Here is a 20,523-nt window from a genome sequence, read left to right as displayed (position 1 = left end):
CGGGTTGAACCTATTGTTTTGTCGCAGAGAGATAACCCATGAGTGATTCCGGCCGCGCCGATGCGCTGCTTGCTGAACTGCCCCGGGACGGCCGCGGCCGGCTCAAGGTATTCCTCGGCGCCGCCCCCGGCGTCGGCAAGACCTACGCCATGCTCCAGGCCGCGCACACGCAAATGCGCCAAGGGGTCAAGGTGCTCGCCGGCGTGGTGGAAACCCACGGCCGCGCGGAAACCGAGGCCCTGCTCGGCGGCCTGCCGCAGCAGCCCCTGGTGCGCTCGGAATACCGTGGGGTGCTGCTCGAGGAGATGGATCTGGACGGCCTGCTCAAGGCCCGGCCCAAGCTGGTGCTGGTGGACGAGCTGGCCCATAGCAATGCCCCGGGCAGTCGGCATGCCAAGCGCTGGCAGGATATCCAGGAGTTGCTGGCGGCGGGCATCGACGTGTTCACCACGGTCAATGTCCAGCACCTGGAAAGCCTCAACGATCAGGTGCGCGGCATCACCGGCGTGCAGGTTCGCGAAACCCTGCCCGACTGGGTCCTGCAGGAAGCCTACGAACTGCAACTGGTGGACCTGCCGCCGCGAGAGCTGCTGGAGCGCCTGCGCGACGGCAAGGTCTATGTGCCTGAGCAGGCGCGGGCCGCCATCGATGCATTTTTCAGCCAGACCAACCTGACCGCCCTGCGTGAACTGGCGATGCAGACGGCTGCCGCCCAGGTGGACAACGACCTGGCGCAGGGCTATCGCCAATTGGGGCAGGCCGCACCCGCGGTGCGTGGGCGCTTGCTGGTGGGCATCGATGGCGACGCCCAGGCCGAGCGCCTGGTACGCCATGCCAGTCGGGTGGCCCAGCGGCGTCATCTGCCCTGGAGCCTGGTGCATGTGGATAACGGCCGATTGCAGGATGAGCAGGCGCGCCTGCGCCTGCAGGCGGCCCAGCAACTGGCCGAGCGCCTTGGCGGCGAAGTGGTGCTGTTGCGGGCCGGCGAAGTGGCCAGGACCCTGATCCAGCACGCTACCGAACGTCGCGCCAGCCTGTTGCTGGTGGGGCAGTCCAGCCGGCGCTGGCGTCGCCGCTGGTTTGGCGGCGGCTTGGCGGCGCGCTTGCTGCGCAATGCCGATGGCCTGGAAATCAATGTCCTGGACAACGAGCCACAGGGCCTGCAGCAAGGGTTGCGGCCCCGGTATTCAGCGGTGTGGTTCGACTACGCACTGGCCGTGCTGGCGACGCTTTTGGCCAGCGCCCTGGCCTGGGGCGTGGCCAGTGTCTTGCCGCTGCCGAACATTTCCCTGGTGTTTCTCGCCGCCGTCCTGCTGGTGGCGGTACGCAGCAGCCTGGGGCCAGCCCTGGCTTGCGCGGCGCTGTCGTTTTTAAGCTACGACTTCCTGTTTATCCCGCCGAACTTTTCCTTCGCCATCCAGCGTGAGGAAGATGTCCTGACCCTGTTGTTCTTCCTGTTGATGGCCGCGCTGACCGGCAACCTGGCTGCCCGTCAGCGCCGGCAACTGCAGGCGCTGCGCGAGACCCAGGAAGAAACCGGCGAGTTGCTCGACCTGTCACGCAAGCTGACTGCCGCCACCGACCGGCAAGCGGTGATCAGTGCCGCGGCCCAGCATCTGGATGGCCGCGATGAGTTGCGCATCTGCCTGCTCAATCGCGATGGCCAGGGTGGCTGGAAGGTCGAGAACGGCGGTTCGCCGCAGTTTTCCGAAGCCGAGCGCGCCGCGGCCGACTGGGCCTGGCAGCATGACCAGCCGGCCGGCCTGGGCACCGGCACCTTGCCTTTTGGCCGCTGGTGGTGGTGGCCGTTGTCGGTGGATGACGCGCCCCTGGGCTTGCTCGGGGTGTGTCCGAAGGAGGGGCAGAGTTTCAGCGATCAGCGTCGGCGCCTGCTCACGGCGCTCAGCCAGCCCCTGGCCCAGGCCCTGGCCCGGGCACGCCTGGCAGAGGACCTGGAAGCGGCGCGCCTGCATGGCGAAACCGAACAACTGCGCAGTGCCTTGCTGGCTTCGGTCTCCCACGATCTGCGTACCCCCCTGACCTCGATGCGCGGCAGTATCGACAGCTTGCTGGCGCTGGGCGAGGCGATTCCCCTGGACGACCGGCGCGAGCTGCTGGAAGGCACGCGAGACGAGGCCGAGCGCCTGGATCGCTATATCCAGAACCTGCTGGACATGACCCGCCTGGGCCATGGCGCACTGAAGCTGGCCCGTGACTGGGTGGCGCCGGGGGATATAGTCGGCAGCGCCCTGAACCGCCTGCGTGCGGTGCTGGCGCCGTTGCAGGTGAGCACCGAGCTGCCGGTCGACCTGCCGTTGCTGCATGTGCACGCCGCGCTGATCGAACAGGCCCTGGTCAATGTGCTGGAGAATGCCGCGCGTTTCTCGCCGCCCCAGGGGCGCCTGCAATTGAAGGTCAGTGCCGATGCGGAAGAACTGAGCTTTGCCGTCAGCGATCAGGGCCCGGGCATTCCCGAGGAGGAGCGGGCGAAGATCTTCGATATGTTCTACACCGCCGCCCGTGGTGACCGCGGAGGGCAGGGCACCGGCCTCGGCTTGGCGATCTGTCAGGGCATGGTCGGCGCCCATGGCGGGCGTATCAGTGTCGGCGAAGGCATCGATGGGCGGGGTACCTGCATTACCCTGCACCTGCCATTGCCGGCCCAGCCGGAACTTGAACATGACCTGTAGCCGCTGCTGCAGCCTTGGCGCACTTCTGTCATTCGGTGGCGCTGTGCTTTGCGCTACTCTTTTGCCTCTTATTTGTCTTGAACCGAACCCATGAGCCAGACCGCGACCATCCTGGTCATCGACGACGAGCCGCAGATCCGTAAATTCCTGCGCATTAGCCTGGCGTCCCAGGGCTACAAAGTGATTGAAGCCGCTAACGGGGCCGAAGGCCTGGCCCAGGCGGCGTTGAATAAGCCGGACCTGCTGGTGCTTGACCTGGGTTTGCCGGACATGGACGGCCAGCAGGTACTGCGCGAGTTTCGCGAGTGGTCCGCGGTGCCGGTGCTGGTGCTCTCGGTCCGGGCCAGCGAAGTGCAGAAGGTCGAAGCCCTGGACGGCGGTGCCAACGACTACGTGACCAAGCCGTTCGGCATCCAGGAGTTTCTGGCGCGCATCCGTGCCTTGTTGCGCCAGGCACCGGCGGGGGAGAGCCAGGAAGCTGCCCTGCAAGTTGGGCCGCTGACTGTCGACCTGGCTTACCGCCGGGTGCTGCTGGAGGGGCTCGAAGTGGCATTGACCCGCAAGGAATATGCGGTGCTGGCGCAGCTGGCGCGACACCCCGGGCGGGTGATTACCCAGCAGCAGCTGCTCAAGGATATCTGGGGGCCGACCCACACCGAAGACAGCCACTACCTGCGAATCGTCATCGGTCACCTGCGGCAGAAACTCGCCGACGATCCGACCCGGCCCCGTTTTATCGTCACCGAGGCGGGGGTCGGCTATCGCTTGCTGGGGGCTGAATCCTGAGGTCTAGGACTGTTCCTGTTCGTAGCGGTCCAGGGTATCGCTGGCGATCTCCCGGCCCAGGGCGATCAGTTCCGGTGCCTTGTAGAACTCGAAGAAGCGGCACACGCGCTTGGGCACGTTGATCAGCACATCCGGTGGATAGCCGGCGATCTTGTACTGCGCCAGGGAGGTCTGCATGACCTCGAAGCTCTGGTTCACCAGGTCCAGCAAGGAGGCCGGGCCAACGTTGTCGATGATGAACGAACCGCTGGCGGACTTCGGCGCGCCATCGGTTTCCGGTGCTGCGGCCGGTTGCTGGGATTCGGGCTCGGCGCCTTCGACCCAGGGGTTGATCTCCGCGGCCTCGCTCTTGAAGGCTTCCTGTTCGAGCAACAGCAGTTGTTCGGCCTGTTTGCGGCGGAACGGCAAGCGCGAGCCCAGGGAGTTGATCAGGTTGTCGAAACGGCTCTTGAACGCTGGAGGGCGCTGGATCACCGGCAGTTGATAGTGGCGCTGGTTGGTGGCGTTGAGGTTGACCGCGATGATCAGGTCGCAATGGCTGGACACCACCGGAATGATCGGCAAGGGGTTGAGCAGGCCGCCGTCCACCAGCATGCGGTTGCCCTGCATCACCGGGGTGAACAGGCTGGGAATGGCCGCCGAGGCGCGCATGGCCTGGTGCAGGCAGCCTTCCTGGAACCAGATTTCCTGTTGATTGGTCAGGTCGGTGGCCACCGCCGTGTAGGGAATGCGCAGGTCTTCGACATTCACTTCGCCGACTATCTTGCGGATCTGGCCAAAGACCTTCTCGCCGCGAATCGCCCCCAGGCGAAAACTCACGTCCACCAGGCGCAGCACATCGAGGTAGTCCAGGCTCTCGATCCACGCGCGGTAGTCGGCGAGCTTGCCGGCGGCGTAGATGCCGCCGACCACCGCGCCCATCGAACAGCCGGCGATGCAGGCGATTTCATACCCGCGTCTTTCGATTTCCTCGATCACGCCGATATGGGCGTACCCGCGAGCCCCCCCCGAACCCAAGACCAGTGCGACACGTTTGCTCATGATTCGTCCCTTCGACACACAGGCTGCCACAATGCACCCATAGCGCCCCGGGGTTCAATTGCCGTCACCGGCCCATTTTTTTCTATGGGCGGTCGAGGCGCGCGGCTATGCTCCTGCGGCTATATTTTCCAAGGGGCCAGTCAGGCACTTTTTCCGGCCGCCGCCGTCTGAACCCGTACGACCGTTTCCCATTCTTGAGGTGTGATTGATGAAAGCCTGGATCTGCTTGCCCCTGATTGCCCTGGTATTGACCGGCTGCGCAGGCAAGACGGCCTACCGCGACAGCTGCGGCTCGCAGCTGGATGCCGCCTGGCACGAACTGGACCTGGCCAAGGCCGAGGGTTTTGCCGGCACCGTGAGTTACTCCAAGGCCCTGTCGCTGTTGACCGGGGCCAAGACTCAGCAGCAGTTCGAAGCCTTCGAGGGCTGTACCAAGAAAGCCGAGAAGGCGCGTTTCTATATCCGTGAGTCCCGCGCCGGGCGTTGAGCCACTAGGCTGAAGGGGCAATCATCACCCTAAGCCCAATGATCTGGCGCAATGCTGGTCTTGAGCTTGGGGTGGCATTGTTGAACTGCACCAGTGCGAGCCGGGCTGGTGATTTATTTTGGGGAAGCTGCGATGTCTGTCTTGGTCGATCGATTGGTGGCTCAGATCCTGAGCCTGGACGTGGGCTTGCTGGCCTGCCAGGCCCGCTTGGCCGCCGCCACCGATGGCGAGGCCCTGCATGACTTGCGCATAACGGTCCGGCGTCTGCGCAGTCTGTTGCGCCCGTTGCGCGGCCTGCCCGGAGTCGAGCAACTGGAGGCTGCCGCCAGTGCCGTGGGCAACCAGACCACGCCGATTCGCGATCGCGAAGTACTGGCGGCCTATCTGCATCAGCACGGTCTGCACGCCGCCGCCGATCGTCGTACCGCGCAACTGGCCGAGGACTATTCGGCAGTGGCCAGCGGCGCCGAGCTCGCTCAGCTGTTGCTGGTGTTGGACGCCTTCCCGCGGTTTCTGCGTGCATCAGAGCGTCAGGGCCTGCTGCGCGGCCTTGGCGCAAGGATTGAGAAACGCCTGGCCAAGCAGTGGAAAACCCTGGGCGAAGCCTTGCAGGATCCGGCCCACGATCGTCATCGCCTGCGCCTGCTGATCAAGCGTGTGCGTTATGCCGCCGATGCTTATCCACAGCTTGCGGCGTTGCCAGCCAAGGCCATGGGGCGTCTCAAGGCGTGCCAGGGGGCGCTGGGGGATTGGCATGATTGCTGGCAATGGCTGGCCCAGGCCGAACAGCAACTGGATCTGCTGCCTTGTGTGGTGGTCTGGCGCAAGACCATGCTCAAGGCCCAGACCCGCGCCGATCAAAGCCTCGACCAGTTGCAGAGCGACTGCTTCCAGCGCTGAGGGGCGGTGCGCGGCTTTTCTGTCCGCTGCTTTGGCCGGAATAATGGCTGTGCGGCTCTACGACGCTGGTTAAGATCCGACAGTCGATTTTCTTGCCCCCCGAGGTTTTCATGCGTTTCTACGATTTGCTCGAAGCCGTTCGCGGCCAGCCCCAGGCGCTGACCATTCCGGCTGAGTGGGCTCAGGGCCGAGCCAGCTTCGGTGGCCTGGTGGTTGCACTGCAGTACGAAGCCATGCGTGCCAAGGTCCCGACCGACCGCCCGGTACGCTCCCTGGCGATTACCTTTGTCGGCCCGGTGGCCCCCGAGGTGCCGGTGAGTTTCGAAGTGGAGGTGTTGCGCGAAGGCAAGGCGGTCAGCCAGGTGCTGGGGCGGGCGATCCAGGATGGCCAGGTGGTGACCCTGGTCCAGGGCAGCTTTGGGGCTTCGCGGGAATCCTGCGTGAGTGTCGAGGCGCTGCCGGCGCCTGCCATGAAACATTGGGATGAGTGCCCGGAACTGCCCTATATCAAGGGCGTGACACCGGAATTCATGCGCCACCTGGCGATGCGCTGGAGCGTCGGCGGCATGCCTTTCAGCGGCAATCGCTCGCGAGACATGGGCGGCTGGGTGCGCCTGCGCGGCGACGTCAAGGAAGAACCTGTGACCGAGGCGCATATCCTGGCGCTGGTGGATGCCTGGCCGCCGGCCCTGATGCCGCATCTGGACAAGCCTGCGGCCGGCAGCACCCTGACCTGGACCATCGAGTTCGTCCAGCCCCTGCTAGCGCTGAGTACGTTGGACTGGTGCAAGTACCGGGTGGAAATCGAGCACGCCTGCGACGGTTACGGGCATGCCGCCGCGGCGCTGTGGAGTCCAGAGGGGCAACTGATCGCCCTGAGCCGGCAAACGGTGACCGTTTTCGCTTGAGCCATCAGTGTCGGCGGCGTTGCAACCAGGCGCGCCACCAGGCACCGCTGAAGACAAAGCGTGGAAAGGTCACGAATTGCTCGACCAGTAGCCGTTGCACGGCATCCCGGCGATCGCTGAAGGGTTCGGCGGCCTGGGCCTCCAGGCGGTGGCCATGACCTTGCAGGGCCAGGGCGGCTATTACGCCGATTACCCCTATGGCCAGGCTCAGCAGGCTCAGGGAAAACACGCCCGATACGATCAACAGGAAACCGACGATAAACAGTGGCACGGCAATCAGGTGCAATACCAGGTTGGTCGGGTGCTGGTGGTTCTGCGGGTAGACGCGCCATTGCCAGGCGGGGAGGTTGGGGTGACGTTTGCCCATGGTGATCATCCTTAGTTCGAAAAACGCGTGAACCAAGAATAGGGCGCAGGTGCCCAATCAGCGAATCAAGGCTGGCTATTGTGGCGATAGCCAGCGGGCTGGGACAGCGTGCTTGTATTTGCCGTGCGAATCAGAGTTTCAGCTGGCCGATGGCCTTGCTCAGCTCACCGGCCAGGGTTGCCAGTTCGCTGCTGGTGGTGGCGGAGGACACGGTCTGCTGCACGGTGTTTTCGGTGACATCGCGGATGCTCACCACGGCCCGGTTCATTTCTTCCGCCACCTGGCTCTGCTGTTCCGCGGCGACGGCGATCTGCGTGTTGCTTTCGCGCATCTGCGCCACCGCGCCGGTGATTTCCGCCAGCGCCGCTCCGGCCTCCTGGGCCTGCTGTACGCAGTCGTCGGCCTTGAACGAGCTTTCCTGCATGAAATCCACCGCATCGCGGGTGCCAGCCTGCAGGGCCGAGACCATGCTGGTGATTTCGTCGGTGGAGGTCTGTACGCGCTTGGCCAGGTTGCGCACTTCGTCGGCCACCACGGCAAAGCCGCGACCCATTTCGCCGGCCCGTGCGGCCTCGATGGCGGCGTTGAGGGCCAGCAGGTTGGTCTGCTCGGCAATGCTGTGGATCACATTGACCACGCCGTTGATCTTCTGGCTGTCTTCGGCGAGCTTCTGGATCATCTCGGCGGTCTGTTGCACGCCATTGGACAGCCCGGCGATGGATTTCTGCACTCGGCCCACCACTTCATGGCCGGTACCGGCCAGGGCGTCGGCGGTTTGCGACAAATCGCGGGTGGCGCCTGCGTGCTGGGCGATGTGGTAGACCGTGGCGGACATTTCGTTGATCGCGGTGGCGGCCTGGTCGGTTTCACTCTGCTGCCCGAGCATGCCGTGGCGCACGTCGTTCATGCTCGAGGCCAGGCGCGCGGCGCCTTGGTCCAGCTGCCGGGCGGTATTGGCCACGGTATTCACCACTCGCTGGTAACCCGCCTGCATGGCGTTGAAGGCGCTGGCCATCTGGCCCACTTCGTCCTTGCAGGACAGCGGTACGCGGGCTGCCAGGTCGCCAGTCTTCTCCACGTGGAGCATGACGTCCTTGAGGGTATTGAGCTGGCTGAGAAGAAAGCGGATGAGCAATTGCGAGGCGCAGAGCATGGCGAACATCAGGATGAACACCGCCACTGCATAGTTTGTGAAACGATCGCTGAAGACCTGGGCCAGGCTCGGGGCATGGGCCAGAACGGCAATCCGCTGGCCGTCGGCGCGCTGAATGACTTCAGCCCCGAGCAATGGATTTTCGCCGAACAGCGGCATGTGATTGATTTCGACCCAGCCGTTGGCGCCGTTCAATTCAGGCAAGGGTTGGGCGTTCAGGCTGGGGGTCTGTCCCGTGGCGAACGTCAGCAGCTGTTCCGCGGTGGGCAGGGGTTGCCCGGCCGGCCAGCCAGTGAGCAGTTGGGCCTGGCTGTGGGCGTTGGCCTGGGCGGCCTGGCTGCGAGCCTGTTGCTCCAGTTGCACCGCATAGAGCACCAGCAGCAGGGTGGTGACGAAGGCGACCGCATTGACCGCCCAGAATTTGTATTTCAGCGAGATATTGCTAAGCCAGGCACCCATAGAAGGTCTTCTCTGATTGAGCGGAACAGTATTGGCAAGGTGCCATTATTGTGCCTTTAGCATCTCGGAAAAATCTTGATATGCATCAAGCAATTTCTGGTAATCGGAAAAAGGCTCTGGAGCAGGCGGTGCTGTGGCTGGCCAGGTCTTGCGGGGTTTCTTGTCGATGCAGCGCCACTTCGCGCAGCACCTCGGTGAGGAAGGCCGGCTCGTTGCGACCATTCTTCGGTTTTGGCCGCAGGCTGCGTGGCAGCAGGTAAGGTGCGTCGCTTTCCAGCATCAGGCGGCCACGGGGAATCTCGCGTACCAGCGGGTGCAGGTGGGTGCCTCGGCGTTCGTCGCAGATCCAGCCGGTGATGCCGATGTGCAGGTCAAGGTCGAGGTAGCTGAACAAGGCCCGCTGTTCGCCGGTGAAGCAATGCACCACGGCGGCCGGTAGACTGTCACGAAAATCCCGCAGGATATCCAGCAGGCGCTGGTTGGCATCGCGTTCATGGAGAAACACCGGCATCTGCAGTTCCACCGCCAGGGCCAGATGCTCTTCCAGGACTTTTTCCTGCTGTGGCCGTGGCGAGAAATCCCGATTGAAATCCAGCCCGCATTCGCCCACCGCACGTACCCGTGGATCGGCCAGCAGGGCGCGCAGCTGGCGGGGGCTGTCGGCGTTCCAGTCAATGGCAGAGTGAGGGTGCAGGCCGGCGGTGGCGAAGAGTTTCTGGCCGTCGGGATCCAGTTGCTGGCACAACTGCAGGGCCTGTTCGCTGCCCTCGACGCTGGTACCGGTCAGGACCAGCTGACAAACCCCGGCTTCATAAGCACGATTGAGAACGGCTTGGTGTTTTTCGGCAAAACTGGGATTGGTCAGGTTGACGCCGATATCGATGAGTTGCATGGTGCTATCTCCGCCTGCGGCCGGAAAGCATATCAGAGCCGTGGATTTATAAGAAAAGCCAAGAACTACAGCGAGTTAGCGCTGTCTTTTGTTGCCAGAACAAGATCGCGGCCAGTCTTCCAAACGTCGTCATCCTTGTTTTTCGTACCCTGCCAGTGCCCACGGCGCTTTGTTTTTGCCGATTGATTTGCAACAGGCGACCAGGGGTAGAAGGCTATTCCCCCTGCGGAGAACGGATGACCCGACCCTCGATAGTGCTTGCCCTGTGCCTGTCATTGCTGCTGCCCTTGCCGGCCGTGGCGCGCCTGGCCGGGCCGCCGGAAACCCAGGCCACGGGCAAGGTTCGTGACCTGGCGGAAATTCGCACCAGCCGGGTCTTGCGGGTGCTGGTCAACCAGAGCCGCAACAGTTCCGGGGAGGTCCAGGGCCAGGTCGTTGGCGTCGAATATCATCGCCTGCGTGCGTTCGAGCAGTACCTCAATGGTCATGCCCGGGATGGCCAGGAAATCAGCCTGAAGATCATTCCCAAGGCCAAGGACCAGTTGCTCGGTGCCTTGCAATGCGGCGAGGGCGACCTGGTGGCGCCGGGAGAGCTGTTGGAGGTCCAGCCCGGGCATCTGGTCAGCCCCAGCGATCCGCTCACCAGCGATGTCCCCCTGCTACTGGTGGGAATCAAGGGCGAGCGCCGTTATACGCGAATCGAGCAACTCTCGGGCAAGACCCTGGCGCTGACCACCGGCAGCGCGGCCGGAGAGGCGGTGAGCCAGATCAACCAGCGACTGGCGCTGCACAAGCTGGCGCCGATCAAGGTCGAGTGGGTAGACCCCAGCCTGGCGGTCGAGGATGTGCTGGAAATGGTCCAGGGCGGGATTTTCCACCTGACCATAGTCGAGCAGCCGATTGCCGAACGCTGGAGCAGGATCCTGCCCAAGTTGCGCTTCGACAAGCAGTTGAAGATCAGTGAGCCGGGGCAAGAGCACTGGTTCGTCCGGCGCGATGCCTCGATGCTGCGGGCCAGCATCGATCGCTTTCTCAAGACCTACAAGACCCCGGCAGATCAGGACGCGGCGTTCCTGCGCATCTACCGCCGTCAGTATCAGGTGCACTACCCACTGGCCCAGGCCGATCGCCAGCGCCTGGAGAAACTGCGACCGGTGTTGCAAAAGCATGCCGGCGAGCAGGGCATGGACTGGTTGAACCTGGCGGCCCTGGCCTTCAAGGAGTCGGCCTTGCAACCCAGCACCCGTGGCGGCAGTGGCCCTACCGGGCTGATGCAGATCACACCTTCGGCGGCGCAACGGGTCGGGGTGGGCAATATCCAGTCCCTGGACAGCAATGTGCAGGCCGGGGCCAGGTACCTGGCACTGATTCGCCGCAAGTTCTTCGCCAGCCCCAAACTCAACGAGCGCGAGCGCATGGCTTTTGTCCTGGCGGCCTACAACATGGGGCCGGAGCGGGTCCAGGGCATGCGCAGCGAAGCTCGGCGGCGCGGCCTCAATCCCAATCAGTGGTTCTTCCAGGTGGAGCGCATCGCCATGGAACAGGTGGGCATGAACGCCGTCAGCTATGTTAATAGTGTCAACAAATACTATCTGGCCTTCGACCGTGAGCGAGATTCTCTGGAGCCCCGGGAACGCAAAGTAGCGCTTCGAAAGTGATCGAAAAAATTGATTATTAGTCCCGGTTTTTTGCGCTTTTAACATGATAAAAACTGATTAATATGGCGACCAACTTCCCCACCTTACTCAGGACTACACAACATGAGCACATTGATCAAAAACCTGTTGGGCACTCGCGCCGGTTATGGCTTGACCGTTTTGCGGATCTTCGTCGGCATCATCTTCGCCGCTCATGGTGCGCAGAAGCTGTTCGGCTGGTTCGGCGGTGGCGGCCTGGCGGGCACCGCGCAGTGGATGGAGAGCATCGGCCTGGCTCCGGGCTATCTGATGGCGCTGCTGGCTGGTGGCACCGAGTTCTTCGCCGGTCTGGCACTGGTTATCGGTCTGTTGGCGCGGCCTGCAGCGCTGGGTTTGACCTTCACCTTGCTGGTGGCGATCTTCTCGGTGCATATCAGCAATGGTCTGTTCATGGCCAACAATGGCTATGAATTTGCCTTGGCACTGTTGGGCGGAACCCTTGCAGTGCTGGTTGAAGGGGCGGGCAAATTGTCCCTGGATGGGGCGCTAGCCAAGTAATTGCCGTCGCCCGACTCATCCATCGGGAGCGCCGCCGGCAGCTCTGGATCAAGTCTCGGGAAAGATCTCCAAGGCCTGCCAATGCAGGCCTTTTTCATTGCAGCTGATTCTTGACACTGCCCAGCCGGCTTCTCTAGGATGCTGCCCATGCGCCGATTTAAACAGCTACTTGCGGGGCGCCAGGTAGGTCGAAAGACTACCGATAGAGGCCATAGACAGGCCTCGAAATACCGCTAAAGCGCTGGTTCGGTGTTGCCTCTCACCTGCCCGGCAGAAACTTGAGGCAGAGACACAATACGATGAATGCACCCCGCCCCCTTGTACGTCTTGCGCCGATCACGGCGAGCCTGTCGCAGCGCAACCCAAAAATCCTCCTTGGCGGCAAGCACCAACCCACCTTGTTACGTTATCTCGACGGCTGGCCACGGCGTTCGCCGGGGCCCGCGGCATTTCTGATCCAGTTTGTCGAGGACGGCGAGTCCCTGGCGCGCTTTGCCAGCAACAGCTTTGATCTGGCGGTCATTCCCGCTCCCTGTGCCGATCAGGCTGCTGAGGTCATCAAGCAGTTGACCCGCGTGGCCCGTCAGGGATTGATCGTTCGTCGCTAAGCCCGCGGCGCTGTGCAGCTTGCCGTCACAGGCGCCGTATACAGCGAGTTGCTCGCTGCACCGGTCAAACCACGGCGTTGCGCTTGGCCAGTTCGGCCAGGGCCACCAGGTTGGAAATATTGAAGCGCTTGAGCAGGCGCACCTTATAGGTGCTGACGGTCTTGTGGCTGATCAGCAGGGCATCGGCAATCTGCTGGTTGTTGAGGCCGGAGGCCAGCAGCTTCAGCACCGTTATCTCGCGATCGGTCAGGCGGGAGATCAACACGCTTTCCTGGCTGGCGGCATTGGTGTTCTGCTGCAGGATGTTGATGGTGTCTTCCGGGAAGTAGCTGTACCCGGAGAGAATGGCCTTTACCGCATTGGCCAGTTCGTGAAGGTTCTCGGTCTTGCACAGAAAGCCGGCAGCACCGGCTTGCAGGCAGCGCAGGGCGAAGTTCTTCGAGTCGCTGGAGGTCAGCACCAGGGTCTTCACATGCAGTTCTGCGGATTTGATATGGGCGATGACCGAAAAGCCGTCCAGATTGGGAATCCCCAGGTCGAGGATCAGCAGGTCCGGCATATGCTTGCGTACCAGCTGCACCGCGTCTGCCCCGTTGTCCGCCTCGGCAACGATGGTGTGATGGTGGGGTTCGAGCACTGACCTGATGGCCAGTCGGATCAGAGGGTGGTCATCGACGATAATGATGTTGCCCATGTAGTGCGTTCCCTTTGGTTTTTAGAGGTGTTGGCGAGTTTTGGGGAAGTGGCTGGTGCTGGATGCCGGCACAGGTGCTGAAAAATGGGTCTGATGCCGCCAGCCTTGGCTGTTTGGCCCTATGATTGGCCGACCTCTCTGAAAGCTAAATCGGACAAATCTGATAGTGCTGCCAGCTGAGAAGAGGGGGATGAGCACTGCTGCTTATGCCGGGCCCCCTATAGGTCTACACAAGCAACGGAACATATCGACAAGTCGAGAGGGCGATAGGCCAATTGAGTACCAAGCTCATCACACAGGATGGATACGACGCGCTGAAGCAGGAACTGGACTATCTGTGGCGGGAAAAGCGCCCGGATATCACCCAGAAGGTCACCTGGGCGGCTTCGCTGGGGGATCGCAGCGAGAATGCGGACTACCAGTACAACAAGAAGCTGCTGCGCGAGATCGATCGCCGGGTGCGCTATATCCGCAAGCGACTGGAAGACATGAAGGTGGTGTCTTATGCGCCGGAACAGGAAGGCCGGGTGTTCTTCGGGGCCTGGGTCGAAGTGGAAAACGAGGCGGCAGAGATCAAGCGCTTCCGGATCGTCGGCTATGACGAAATCTACCAGCGCAAGGACTACATCTCCATCGACTCGCCCATGGCTCGGGCGCTGTTGAAGAAGGAGGTGGGCGACGAAGCGCTGGTCCACACACCAGCAGGCGAGACCTGTTGGTGGATCAACCAGATCGACTATGTGAAGTAGGCTCGCCGGTTCGGCGAGCCACGCTTCTTCAGCCCTCGCACAGAACGCTCAGGGGGCTGGCGTTCAATGCCCGACGGGTGCCGAAGACCCCGGCGGCACCCACCAGCAATGCGCCGGCCAGCGGCAGCAGCAACAACCAGGGATGCGGGTGCCAGGGCAGATCGAAGGCGAACCGGTACAGCACCAGGCTGATCAGCTCGCACCCCAGGGCCGCCAGCAAGCCGCTGATTGCACCCAGCAGGCCGAACTCGATCCGGCGTGCCTTGAGCAGCAATGGTCGTTCGGCACCCAGGGCGCGGAGCAGCGCACCTTGGCGAATGCGCTCGTCCAGGGTCGCCTGCAGGCCGGAAAACAGCACCGCCATACCCGCCGCAAGAACGAACAGCAGCACATACTCCACCGCCAGGGTGACCTGGGCCAGGATGCTTCGCAGCTGTTGCAGCAGGGCCTCGATCTGCAGGATGGTCACCGCCGGAAAGGCCCTGGACAGCTCGACGATCTGCTGATCGTGCCCCGGGCTCAGATAGAAGCTGGTGAGGTAGGTCGCCGGCAGATCCTGCAAGGTGCCGGGCTGGAAGATCATGAAGAAGTTCGGCTGGAAGTTGTCCCAGTTGATACTGCGCAGGCTGGTGACCCGGGCCTGTCGATTGACCCCGGCGACGCTGAAGGTCAGTTGGTCCCCCAGCTTAAGTTTCAGGCTCTGGGCTACCTTGGCCTCCACCGACACGCCGGGCAGCCCGTCACGGGGCTGGCTTGACCACCAGTTGCCTTCGGTAATGCGGTTGCCGGCCGGCAGGTCGGCGGCCCAGGTCAGGCTCAGGTCACGCTGCACCGCGCGTTCACCACCGGAGTCCTTGCTGACAATTTCCCCCACCGGCTGGCCATTGATGCTCACCAGGCGCCCCGGAACCACCGGATACAACGGCGCGGAGGGGGCCGAGAGCTGTACCAGGCGTTCACTGAAGGCCTGTTTGTCGGCCGGCAGGATGTTCAGGGCGAAATAGTTGGGGGCGTTCTTCGGCAACTGGTTCTGCCAGGTGTCCAGCAGTTCGCCCCGCAGCAGGGCGATCAAGGCCATGGACAGCAGGATCAGGCCGAAGGCCAGGGCTTGCCCGGCTGCGGCCAGCGGATGGCGCAACAGTTGGCCCAGCCCCAGACGCCAGGGCAGGGCGGCGCGAGCCAGCAGACGCCGCAGGCTTTGCAGCACCAGCAGCAATAAACCGCCGAGCACCAGCGCGGCAACCAGGCCGCCACCGAGCAGCGCGAAGGTCAGCAGCAGATCCAGGCTCAAGCGCCACATGATCAACCCCAGGGCAAACAGCGCGGCGCCGTAGATCATCCAGGTGCTGGAGGGGATCGGCAGCAGGTCGCGACGCAGTACCCGCAGCGGCGGCACCCGGCCCAGTGCGGCCAGGGGTGGCAGGGCAAACCCGCTCAGGGCCACCAGGCCGGTACCCATTCCGGCGATGGCGGGCAGCAGGCCCCCGGGCGGTACGTCGCTGGGCAGCAGGTCGTGCAATAGATAGAACAGACCCAGTTGCGCCAGCCAGCCCAGCAGGGCCCCGGCAAGGCTGGCCAGCAACCCGAGCAGGCCCAGCTGAATGCTGAACAACAGCATGGTTTCACGGCGGGAAAGGCCCAGGCAGCGCAGCAGGGCGCTGGCATCGAAGCGCCGGCTGGCGAAACGGTTGGCCGACAGGGCCACGGCCACCCCCGAGAGCAGCACCGCCACCAGGCTCGCCATGTTCAGGTAACGCTCGGCCTTGCCCAGTGCGCCGCCGATCTGTTGGTTGCCGTCGCGGGCGTCCTGCAATCGCTGGTTCGCCGCCAGGCCCGGCTTGAGCCGTTGACGATAGCTTTCAAGTGCCTGCGCCGGACCACGCCAGAGCTCCTTGTAGCTGACCCGGCTGCCCGGCTGGACCACGCCCGTGGCTTGCAGGTCGTCCAGGCTGATCAGCACCCGGGGTGTCAGGCTGTAGAAGTTGCCGGCTCGGTCGGGCTCGTAGGTCAGTACTCGGGCCAGGCGCAAGGTCTGCATGCCGACATCGATGCTGTCGCCAATCTTCAGGTTCAGGGCGTTCAGCAGGCGTGCTTCGACCCAGGCCTCTCCCGCACCTGGACCACCGCCGGGCTGCTCTTGCGCGTAGGGGCTGGCGGCACTCTTGAGCTGGCCACGCAGCGGATAAGCCTTGTCCACTGCCTTGATGCTCGACAGCTGGATAGCGTTGTCGGTGGCGATGACGCTGGAGAATTCGACGATGCGCGCGTGCTCCAGGCCAAGTTGGCGGCCGCTGTCGATCTGTTCCGGACGGGCCGGCGAGCTGCCCTCCAGCAGCAGGTCGGCGCCGAGGAATTCGGTGGCCCGCAGCAGCATGGCGCCATTCAGGCGCGCGCCGAAATAGCCGATGGCGGTGCTGGCGGCCACAGCCACCAGCAGGGCAAAGAACAATACCCGCAGCTCTCCCGCGCGGGCATCGCGCAGCAGTTGGCGCAGGGCCAGGCTGAACAGGCGCAGCAGCGGCAGGCGTGCCATCAAGGCTCCAGGGGGGCGACCAGTAGGCCCGCGTCAAGACGGATCAGGCGCTGGCAGCGATGGGCCAGGCGTTCGTCGTGGGTAACCAGCACCAAGGTGGCGCCGCGTTCCTGATTGAGTTCGAACAGCAGGTCGCTGATGCGCTCACCCGTATGGCTGTCGAGGTTGCCGGTGGGTTCGTCGGCGAACAGCACATCGGGCTCGGCGGCAAAGGCCCGGGCAATGGCGACCCGTTGCTGTTCCCCGCCGGAAAGCTGGCGTGGCGAATGGCTCAGGCGCTGGCCCAGGCCGACCCGTTGCAGCAGCTCGGTGGCACGTTCGCGGGCATCCTGCCGGCCATCCAGCTCCAGCGGCAGCATGACGTTTTCCAGGGCGTTGAGGCTGTCCAGCAACTGGAAGGACTGAAACACGAAGCCGACGTGTTCGGCCCTGACCCGGGCACGCTGGTCTTCATCCATGCCGTTCAGGGCCTGGCCGGCAAGGGTCACCTCGCCGCTGCTGGGCAGGTCGAGACCGGCCAGCAACCCGAGCAGGGTGGATTTGCCGGAGCCGGAGGCGCCGACGATGGCCAGGCTGTCGCCCTGGTTCAGTTCGAGGCTGAGTGGGTGAAGGATGGTCAGTTCACCTTCCGCGCTGGGAACCACTTTGCTAAGGTTCCGCGCAGTGAGAATGCTTGCGCCCATGGAGAATCCGATGCGTGTATGGTTTTTGAGTGCCGGCCTGGCCTTGATGTGCATGGCCCAGAACGCAGCGGCGGGTACGGTCCTGATCGTGGGCGATAGTATCAGCGCGGCTTTTGGCCTGGATACCCGTCAGGGCTGGGTCGCCCTGCTGGAACAGCGGCTCAAGGACCAGGGTTTCACCGATAAAGTGGTCAATGCCTCGGTCAGTGGCGATACCAGTGCCGGAGGCCAGGCGCGGCTGCCGGCGCTGCTTGTAGAGCATAAGCCGCAGGTACTGATACTCGAGCTGGGGGGCAATGATGGCCTGCGCGGCCAGTTGCCTCAGCAATTGCAACAAAATCTTGCTTCGATGATCGACAGTGCCCAGGCCAGCGGGGCCAAGGTGCTGTTGCTGGGCATGCAGTTGCCACCCAACTATGGCGTGCGCTACACCCGGGCGTTCAACCAGGTCTATGGTCAGTTGGCCAGTGACAAGCAAGTGGCTCTGGTGCCGTTTTTTCTCGAAGGGGTCGCGGGGCATCCAGAGCTGATGCAGGCTGATGGTCTGCACCCTGCGGCTGCGGCTCAAGGCAAGTTGCTGGAAAATGTCTGGCCGACGCTGAAACCGCTGCTTTGACGCTTTTCTAGTGGCAGTGTTTCGGCTAATGTGGCGCCCCGATTTGGAGCCCCCGATGCCGCGTCCCGCCTGGTCCCTGTTTGCCTATCAACTGATCGAGCCTGATGAACAGCTTGACCTGTTCGCCTGCCAGGAAGTCCGGGTGCATCTGGTGACGCGTCAACTGGAGTTGGGTGGCTCCGCCGACCGGACTCTGTGCGGTACCCTGCTGCCCGCGCAACCGCGCTGGTCGAGCGTGGACCGGACGATTTTCCAGGACCAGCGACTCTGCCCGTTGTGCCGGGCCATTCTGGAGTCGCAGAAGCGCGGTACGCCGCCGATTTGGCCCGAGCTGCGTTTCGAGTTGTAGGCGGTCGCTCGTCGCCCGTTCCGACAGGGATTTCACGTGTCTGCGCTTGTACTTTCACCTGGCTGCCGTAGCCGGGGGCGAGGTGTACAATCGTGTTTCTTTCATTCGTTGTTCATGCGAAGGATTATCCGGATGTTGTCGCGCTTCCCTGTCGTCACCCGCTGCCTGGCCCTTGCCGCATTCTGTACGGCAGGCCCTGTTGCCGCATTGGAGTTGCCTCTACCGCCGCCCGGTGAAGACATCGTCGGTCAGGTGCAGGTGATCAAGGCCAAGTACGAAGACACCTTCGCCGACCTGGGCACTGCCTATGACCTGGGCTATCTGGAAATGGTCGCCGCCAACCCTGGAGTCGATCCTTGGCTGCCGGGTGCCGGTACCGAGGTCATCCTGCCCACCCGCTTCATCCTGCCTCCCGGCCCCCGCGAAGGCATTGTGATCAACCTGGCGGAGTATCGGTTGTACTACTACCCGAAAGGGCGAAACGTGGTCTACACCTTCCCATTGGGTATCGGTCGTGAAGGGTGGGGCTCGCCTATTGCCCATACCAGCATCACCGCCAAGACTCCGCGTCCGACCTGGACGCCACCGGCTTCGATCCGTGCCGAGCATGCTGCCGACGGCGACCCGCTGCCGAGCGTGGTGCCTGCAGGGCCGGACAACCCGCTGGGGCCGTTCAAGTTCACCCTGGGTACGCCTGGTTACCTGATCCATGGTTCGAACAAGAAGTTCGGTATCGGCATGCGTACCAGTCATGGCTGTTTCCGCATGCTCAACAACAACGTGCTGGAAATGGCCGGCATGGTCCCGGTGGGAACTTCCGTGCGTATCATCAATGATCCGTACAAGTTCGGTGTGAGCGCAGGCAAAGTCTATCTGGAGGCACATACGCCTTTGGATGATAAAGGCAATCCTTCGGTAGTCGACAAACATACCGCGGTAATCAATGCCTTGCTCAAGCGTGAAGACCTGGCCAACAACCTGCGCATGAACTGGGATGTGGTGCGTGATGTAGTGGCAGCCGAAGATGGTATGCCAGTGGAGATCGCGGTACCGTCCGCGACACCTTCAGCATCGGCTTCCAATGCGGTGTTCGATCTGCAGCAGTAAGCCGCTAGACAACAACCCGTCGATTGCTTTGCGATCGGCGGGTTTTTTATTGCCCGGAGGAAATCCGCGCAATAAAAAAGCCGACCCAAAAAATGGATCGGCTTGATAACAATCCCGAGGGACTATTACTTGCGGCTAGCTTTTTCCAGCATACGCAGAGCGCGCTCGTTAGCTTCGTCAGCAGTCTGTTGTGCTTTTTGAGCAGCAGCCAGAGCTTCATCAGCTTTACGATAGGCTTCGTCTGCACGAGCCTGAGCACGAGCTGCTGCGTCTTCAGTAGCAGTCAGACGAGCTTCGGTTTCTTTGGATACGCTGCTGCAACCGGTAGCCAGAACTGCGGCCAGAGCCAGAGCAGAGAATTTCAGAACGTTGTTCATCGTGTTCCCCTTCAAGGACTTTCTATTAGTAGCTATCACCCCAAAGTGAGGAAATAGCCGGCGTACATACTACCCATTACTTGTAGTAAGTAAACTGACGTAGCGCAAGAAGCAAAAAAAATTCTAGGCGGTGAATCTTTTTTGAGCAACTTTTTGCCTGTTTGTATAAAAAACATTCAGCGCCAAGGCTCTGCCAGAGAGTGCTGTGCGTTTGCCAGCATGCTTATCGGACTGCCCCAAGCGCAGTTCCGGAGTCTAGGCTAAAGTCGATTCATATTGTCTTGATGACACTTTTCTTCAGATTCCGCATGATCCCGGACCTATCTTTATGCCCGTTGGCGGTGACTTTAAGAGGCGGCGCTCGTCTCAAGTTTCAGCATCCGGCGATGTATAGCCCCGAGGCATTTTGGTGCCGGCTCCGCGCCTTTCGCCCAAGGCGTTTGGTGGGCAGGTTTTGCGCTGATCTGTGACGAGTGTGGCTTGAGCATTTATGCCAAGGGCGCCTACTATTTTGTAACGTGCTCATGGTGCAAGAGCGATACAGCCTAGTCAGCGCCCGATAGGCACGCGGTGGCGTAAGTTGTTCCTTCGCCGGAAAAACATCGGTAAGGTAGGGGTCAGCATTCCAGACCCGCAAGGAGTAGTGATGAGCGAGGCGTTGTCCATCCACCATGACCAGGCTGGTCATCAGTTCGAGACCAATGTGGACGGTCATCGTGCCTACCTGACCTATATGGACCTGGGTAAGCAAACCCTGGATATCTATCGCACCTTCGTACCCAATGCATTGCGCGGGCGCGGTATTGCCGCGGCGTTGACCGAGCAGGCGCTGGAGTATGCCGAGCGCATGGGCTACACGGTGATTCCATCCTGCTCCTATGTAGAGCGCTATATGGAACGTCATCAGCGTCACGCGGCGAAGCTCTGAG

Annotated in this window: 21 protein-coding genes; 13 read left to right on the top strand and 8 right to left on the bottom strand. The window is 62.5% G+C overall.

The window, feature by feature from the left end:
- Nucleotides 1–38 precede the first annotated feature (38 nt).
- Together J4P02_RS13235 and J4P02_RS13230 are read left to right on the top strand one after the other, a co-directional pair.
- The gene (locus tag J4P02_RS13235) at nucleotides 39–2,690 is read left to right on the top strand and encodes an ATP-binding protein (protein WP_426190874.1); all 2,652 of its coding nucleotides are present in this window, start codon (nucleotides 39–41) and stop codon (nucleotides 2,688–2,690) included.
- Between the two features lie 90 nt (nucleotides 2,691–2,780).
- Nucleotides 2,781–3,476 carry a response regulator gene (locus J4P02_RS13230; RefSeq protein WP_426190872.1) on the top strand — a complete coding sequence of 232 codons (696 nt, stop codon included), beginning with the start codon at nucleotides 2,781–2,783 and terminating at the stop codon, nucleotides 3,474–3,476.
- Nucleotides 3,477–3,479: 3 nt separating this feature from the next.
- On the opposite strand, the gene J4P02_RS13225 is transcribed toward J4P02_RS13230, so the two are convergent.
- Nucleotides 3,480–4,517, bottom strand: coding sequence for a patatin-like phospholipase family protein (locus J4P02_RS13225; RefSeq protein ID WP_426190870.1), 1,038 nt, complete (start codon nucleotides 4,515–4,517; stop codon nucleotides 3,480–3,482).
- Between the two features lie 208 nt (nucleotides 4,518–4,725).
- Here J4P02_RS13225 and J4P02_RS13220 point away from each other — a divergent pair, with 208 nt between their 5' ends.
- From J4P02_RS13220 to J4P02_RS13210, 3 genes are all read left to right on the top strand, one after another.
- Nucleotides 4,726–5,004: a hypothetical protein gene (locus J4P02_RS13220; RefSeq protein WP_426190868.1), complete on the top strand. Its 279-nt coding sequence runs from the start codon at nucleotides 4,726–4,728 to the stop codon at nucleotides 5,002–5,004.
- Between the two features lie 132 nt (nucleotides 5,005–5,136).
- Nucleotides 5,137–5,904 carry a CHAD domain-containing protein gene (locus J4P02_RS13215; protein ID WP_426190866.1) on the top strand — a complete coding sequence of 256 codons (768 nt, stop codon included), beginning with the start codon at nucleotides 5,137–5,139 and terminating at the stop codon, nucleotides 5,902–5,904.
- 110 nt (nucleotides 5,905–6,014) lie between these two features.
- Complete coding sequence (locus J4P02_RS13210; protein ID WP_426190864.1) at nucleotides 6,015–6,812, top strand: acyl-CoA thioesterase; 798 nt, start codon at nucleotides 6,015–6,017, stop codon at nucleotides 6,810–6,812.
- A gap of 4 nt (nucleotides 6,813–6,816) precedes the next feature.
- On the opposite strand, the gene J4P02_RS13205 is transcribed toward J4P02_RS13210, so the two are convergent.
- From J4P02_RS13205 to J4P02_RS13195, 3 genes are all read right to left on the bottom strand, one after another.
- Entirely contained in the window at nucleotides 6,817–7,179 is a 363-nt protein-coding gene (locus J4P02_RS13205; RefSeq protein ID WP_426190862.1) for a terminase, read from the bottom strand.
- Between the two features lie 130 nt (nucleotides 7,180–7,309).
- Nucleotides 7,310–8,791, bottom strand: a complete 1,482-nt coding sequence (locus J4P02_RS13200; protein ID WP_426190860.1) for a methyl-accepting chemotaxis protein — start codon at nucleotides 8,789–8,791, stop codon at nucleotides 7,310–7,312.
- Nucleotides 8,792–8,876: 85 nt separating this feature from the next.
- Nucleotides 8,877–9,683, bottom strand: a complete 807-nt coding sequence (locus tag J4P02_RS13195; protein WP_426190858.1) for a TatD family hydrolase — start codon at nucleotides 9,681–9,683, stop codon at nucleotides 8,877–8,879.
- 236 nt (nucleotides 9,684–9,919) lie between these two features.
- On the opposite strand from J4P02_RS13195, the gene J4P02_RS13190 reads away from it, so the two are divergent.
- From J4P02_RS13190 to J4P02_RS13180, 3 genes are all read left to right on the top strand, one after another.
- Entirely contained in the window at nucleotides 9,920–11,341 is a 1,422-nt protein-coding gene (locus J4P02_RS13190) for a transglycosylase SLT domain-containing protein (RefSeq protein ID WP_426190856.1), read from the top strand.
- A gap of 102 nt (nucleotides 11,342–11,443) precedes the next feature.
- Nucleotides 11,444–11,878, top strand: a complete 435-nt coding sequence (locus J4P02_RS13185; protein ID WP_426190854.1) for a DoxX family protein — start codon at nucleotides 11,444–11,446, stop codon at nucleotides 11,876–11,878.
- Between the two features lie 299 nt (nucleotides 11,879–12,177).
- Nucleotides 12,178–12,486, top strand: a complete 309-nt coding sequence (locus tag J4P02_RS13180) for a class I SAM-dependent methyltransferase (RefSeq protein WP_426190852.1) — start codon at nucleotides 12,178–12,180, stop codon at nucleotides 12,484–12,486.
- A gap of 64 nt (nucleotides 12,487–12,550) precedes the next feature.
- On the opposite strand, the gene J4P02_RS13175 is transcribed toward J4P02_RS13180, so the two are convergent.
- Nucleotides 12,551–13,180, bottom strand: a complete 630-nt coding sequence (locus J4P02_RS13175; RefSeq protein ID WP_426190850.1) for a response regulator — start codon at nucleotides 13,178–13,180, stop codon at nucleotides 12,551–12,553.
- Between the two features lie 275 nt (nucleotides 13,181–13,455).
- On the opposite strand from J4P02_RS13175, the gene greB reads away from it, so the two are divergent.
- On the top strand, nucleotides 13,456–13,929 hold the full coding sequence (gene greB, locus J4P02_RS13170) for a transcription elongation factor GreB (RefSeq protein ID WP_426190848.1): 474 nt from the start codon (nucleotides 13,456–13,458) through the stop codon (nucleotides 13,927–13,929).
- Between the two features lie 28 nt (nucleotides 13,930–13,957).
- On the opposite strand, the gene J4P02_RS13165 is transcribed toward greB, so the two are convergent.
- Both J4P02_RS13165 and J4P02_RS13160 read right to left on the bottom strand, forming a co-directional pair.
- Nucleotides 13,958–16,462 carry an ABC transporter permease gene (locus tag J4P02_RS13165; protein ID WP_426190846.1) on the bottom strand — a complete coding sequence of 835 codons (2,505 nt, stop codon included), beginning with the start codon at nucleotides 16,460–16,462 and terminating at the stop codon, nucleotides 13,958–13,960.
- On the bottom strand, nucleotides 16,462–17,145 hold the full coding sequence (locus J4P02_RS13160; RefSeq protein WP_426190844.1) for an ABC transporter ATP-binding protein: 684 nt from the start codon (nucleotides 17,143–17,145) through the stop codon (nucleotides 16,462–16,464). Before J4P02_RS13160 ends, J4P02_RS13165 begins: the two co-directional genes overlap by 1 nt.
- Before the next feature lie 10 nt (nucleotides 17,146–17,155).
- Here J4P02_RS13160 and J4P02_RS13155 point away from each other — a divergent pair, with 10 nt between their 5' ends.
- The 3 genes from J4P02_RS13155 (at nucleotide 17,156) to J4P02_RS13145 (ending at nucleotide 19,217) form a co-directional block, all read left to right on the top strand.
- Entirely contained in the window at nucleotides 17,156–17,761 is a 606-nt protein-coding gene (locus J4P02_RS13155) for an arylesterase (protein ID WP_426190842.1), read from the top strand.
- A 55-nt stretch (nucleotides 17,762–17,816) separates the two neighbouring features.
- Nucleotides 17,817–18,110: a hypothetical protein gene (locus J4P02_RS13150; protein ID WP_007931378.1), complete on the top strand. Its 294-nt coding sequence runs from the start codon at nucleotides 17,817–17,819 to the stop codon at nucleotides 18,108–18,110.
- A gap of 132 nt (nucleotides 18,111–18,242) precedes the next feature.
- The gene (locus J4P02_RS13145) at nucleotides 18,243–19,217 is read left to right on the top strand and encodes a L,D-transpeptidase family protein (protein WP_426190839.1); all 975 of its coding nucleotides are present in this window, start codon (nucleotides 18,243–18,245) and stop codon (nucleotides 19,215–19,217) included.
- 125 nt (nucleotides 19,218–19,342) lie between these two features.
- On the opposite strand, the gene oprI is transcribed toward J4P02_RS13145, so the two are convergent.
- Complete coding sequence (gene oprI, locus J4P02_RS13140; RefSeq protein ID WP_003448337.1) at nucleotides 19,343–19,594, bottom strand: outer membrane lipoprotei OprI; 252 nt, start codon at nucleotides 19,592–19,594, stop codon at nucleotides 19,343–19,345.
- 646 nt (nucleotides 19,595–20,240) lie between these two features.
- Between oprI and J4P02_RS13135 the strand changes: the two genes are divergently transcribed.
- Nucleotides 20,241–20,522 (top strand): GNAT family N-acetyltransferase, encoded by a 282-nt coding sequence (locus J4P02_RS13135; RefSeq protein WP_011062548.1) that lies wholly within the window; start codon nucleotides 20,241–20,243, stop codon nucleotides 20,520–20,522.
- Nucleotide 20,523 lies beyond the last annotated feature (1 nt).

Source organism: Pseudomonas sp. NFXW11 (genome assembly GCF_049887815.1).
Classification (GTDB): Bacteria; Pseudomonadota; Gammaproteobacteria; order Pseudomonadales; family Pseudomonadaceae; genus Aquipseudomonas.
This window is presented reverse-complemented; position numbering and strand designations above follow the sequence as displayed.

What these genes read in the sequence shown, in the direction of transcription:
- J4P02_RS13145 (WP_426190839.1), top strand. Translation starts at nt 18,243, where the DNA reads ATGTTGTCGCGCTTCCCTGTCGTCACCCGCTGCCTGGCCCTTGCCGCA.
- J4P02_RS13215 (WP_426190866.1), top strand. Translation starts at nt 5,137, where the DNA reads ATGTCTGTCTTGGTCGATCGATTGGTGGCTCAGATCCTGAGCCTGGAC.
- J4P02_RS13185 (WP_426190854.1), top strand. Translation starts at nt 11,444, where the DNA reads ATGAGCACATTGATCAAAAACCTGTTGGGCACTCGCGCCGGTTATGGC.
- oprI (WP_003448337.1), bottom strand. Translation starts at nt 19,594, where the DNA reads ATGAACAACGTTCTGAAATTCTCTGCTCTGGCTCTGGCCGCAGTTCTG.
- J4P02_RS13150 (WP_007931378.1), top strand. Translation starts at nt 17,817, where the DNA reads ATGCCGCGTCCCGCCTGGTCCCTGTTTGCCTATCAACTGATCGAGCCT.
- J4P02_RS13200 (WP_426190860.1), bottom strand. Translation starts at nt 8,791, where the DNA reads ATGGGTGCCTGGCTTAGCAATATCTCGCTGAAATACAAATTCTGGGCG.
- J4P02_RS13205 (WP_426190862.1), bottom strand. Translation starts at nt 7,179, where the DNA reads ATGGGCAAACGTCACCCCAACCTCCCCGCCTGGCAATGGCGCGTCTAC.
- J4P02_RS13190 (WP_426190856.1), top strand. Translation starts at nt 9,920, where the DNA reads ATGACCCGACCCTCGATAGTGCTTGCCCTGTGCCTGTCATTGCTGCTG.
- J4P02_RS13195 (WP_426190858.1), bottom strand. Translation starts at nt 9,683, where the DNA reads ATGCAACTCATCGATATCGGCGTCAACCTGACCAATCCCAGTTTTGCC.
- J4P02_RS13160 (WP_426190844.1), bottom strand. Translation starts at nt 17,145, where the DNA reads ATGGGCGCAAGCATTCTCACTGCGCGGAACCTTAGCAAAGTGGTTCCC.
- J4P02_RS13235 (WP_426190874.1), top strand. Translation starts at nt 39, where the DNA reads ATGAGTGATTCCGGCCGCGCCGATGCGCTGCTTGCTGAACTGCCCCGG.
- J4P02_RS13230 (WP_426190872.1), top strand. Translation starts at nt 2,781, where the DNA reads ATGAGCCAGACCGCGACCATCCTGGTCATCGACGACGAGCCGCAGATC.
- J4P02_RS13180 (WP_426190852.1), top strand. Translation starts at nt 12,178, where the DNA reads ATGAATGCACCCCGCCCCCTTGTACGTCTTGCGCCGATCACGGCGAGC.
- J4P02_RS13165 (WP_426190846.1), bottom strand. Translation starts at nt 16,462, where the DNA reads ATGGCACGCCTGCCGCTGCTGCGCCTGTTCAGCCTGGCCCTGCGCCAA.
- J4P02_RS13210 (WP_426190864.1), top strand. Translation starts at nt 6,015, where the DNA reads ATGCGTTTCTACGATTTGCTCGAAGCCGTTCGCGGCCAGCCCCAGGCG.
- J4P02_RS13225 (WP_426190870.1), bottom strand. Translation starts at nt 4,517, where the DNA reads ATGAGCAAACGTGTCGCACTGGTCTTGGGTTCGGGGGGGGCTCGCGGG.
- J4P02_RS13135 (WP_011062548.1), top strand. Translation starts at nt 20,241, where the DNA reads ATGAGCGAGGCGTTGTCCATCCACCATGACCAGGCTGGTCATCAGTTC.
- J4P02_RS13175 (WP_426190850.1), bottom strand. Translation starts at nt 13,180, where the DNA reads ATGGGCAACATCATTATCGTCGATGACCACCCTCTGATCCGACTGGCC.
- J4P02_RS13220 (WP_426190868.1), top strand. Translation starts at nt 4,726, where the DNA reads ATGAAAGCCTGGATCTGCTTGCCCCTGATTGCCCTGGTATTGACCGGC.
- J4P02_RS13155 (WP_426190842.1), top strand. Translation starts at nt 17,156, where the DNA reads ATGCGTGTATGGTTTTTGAGTGCCGGCCTGGCCTTGATGTGCATGGCC.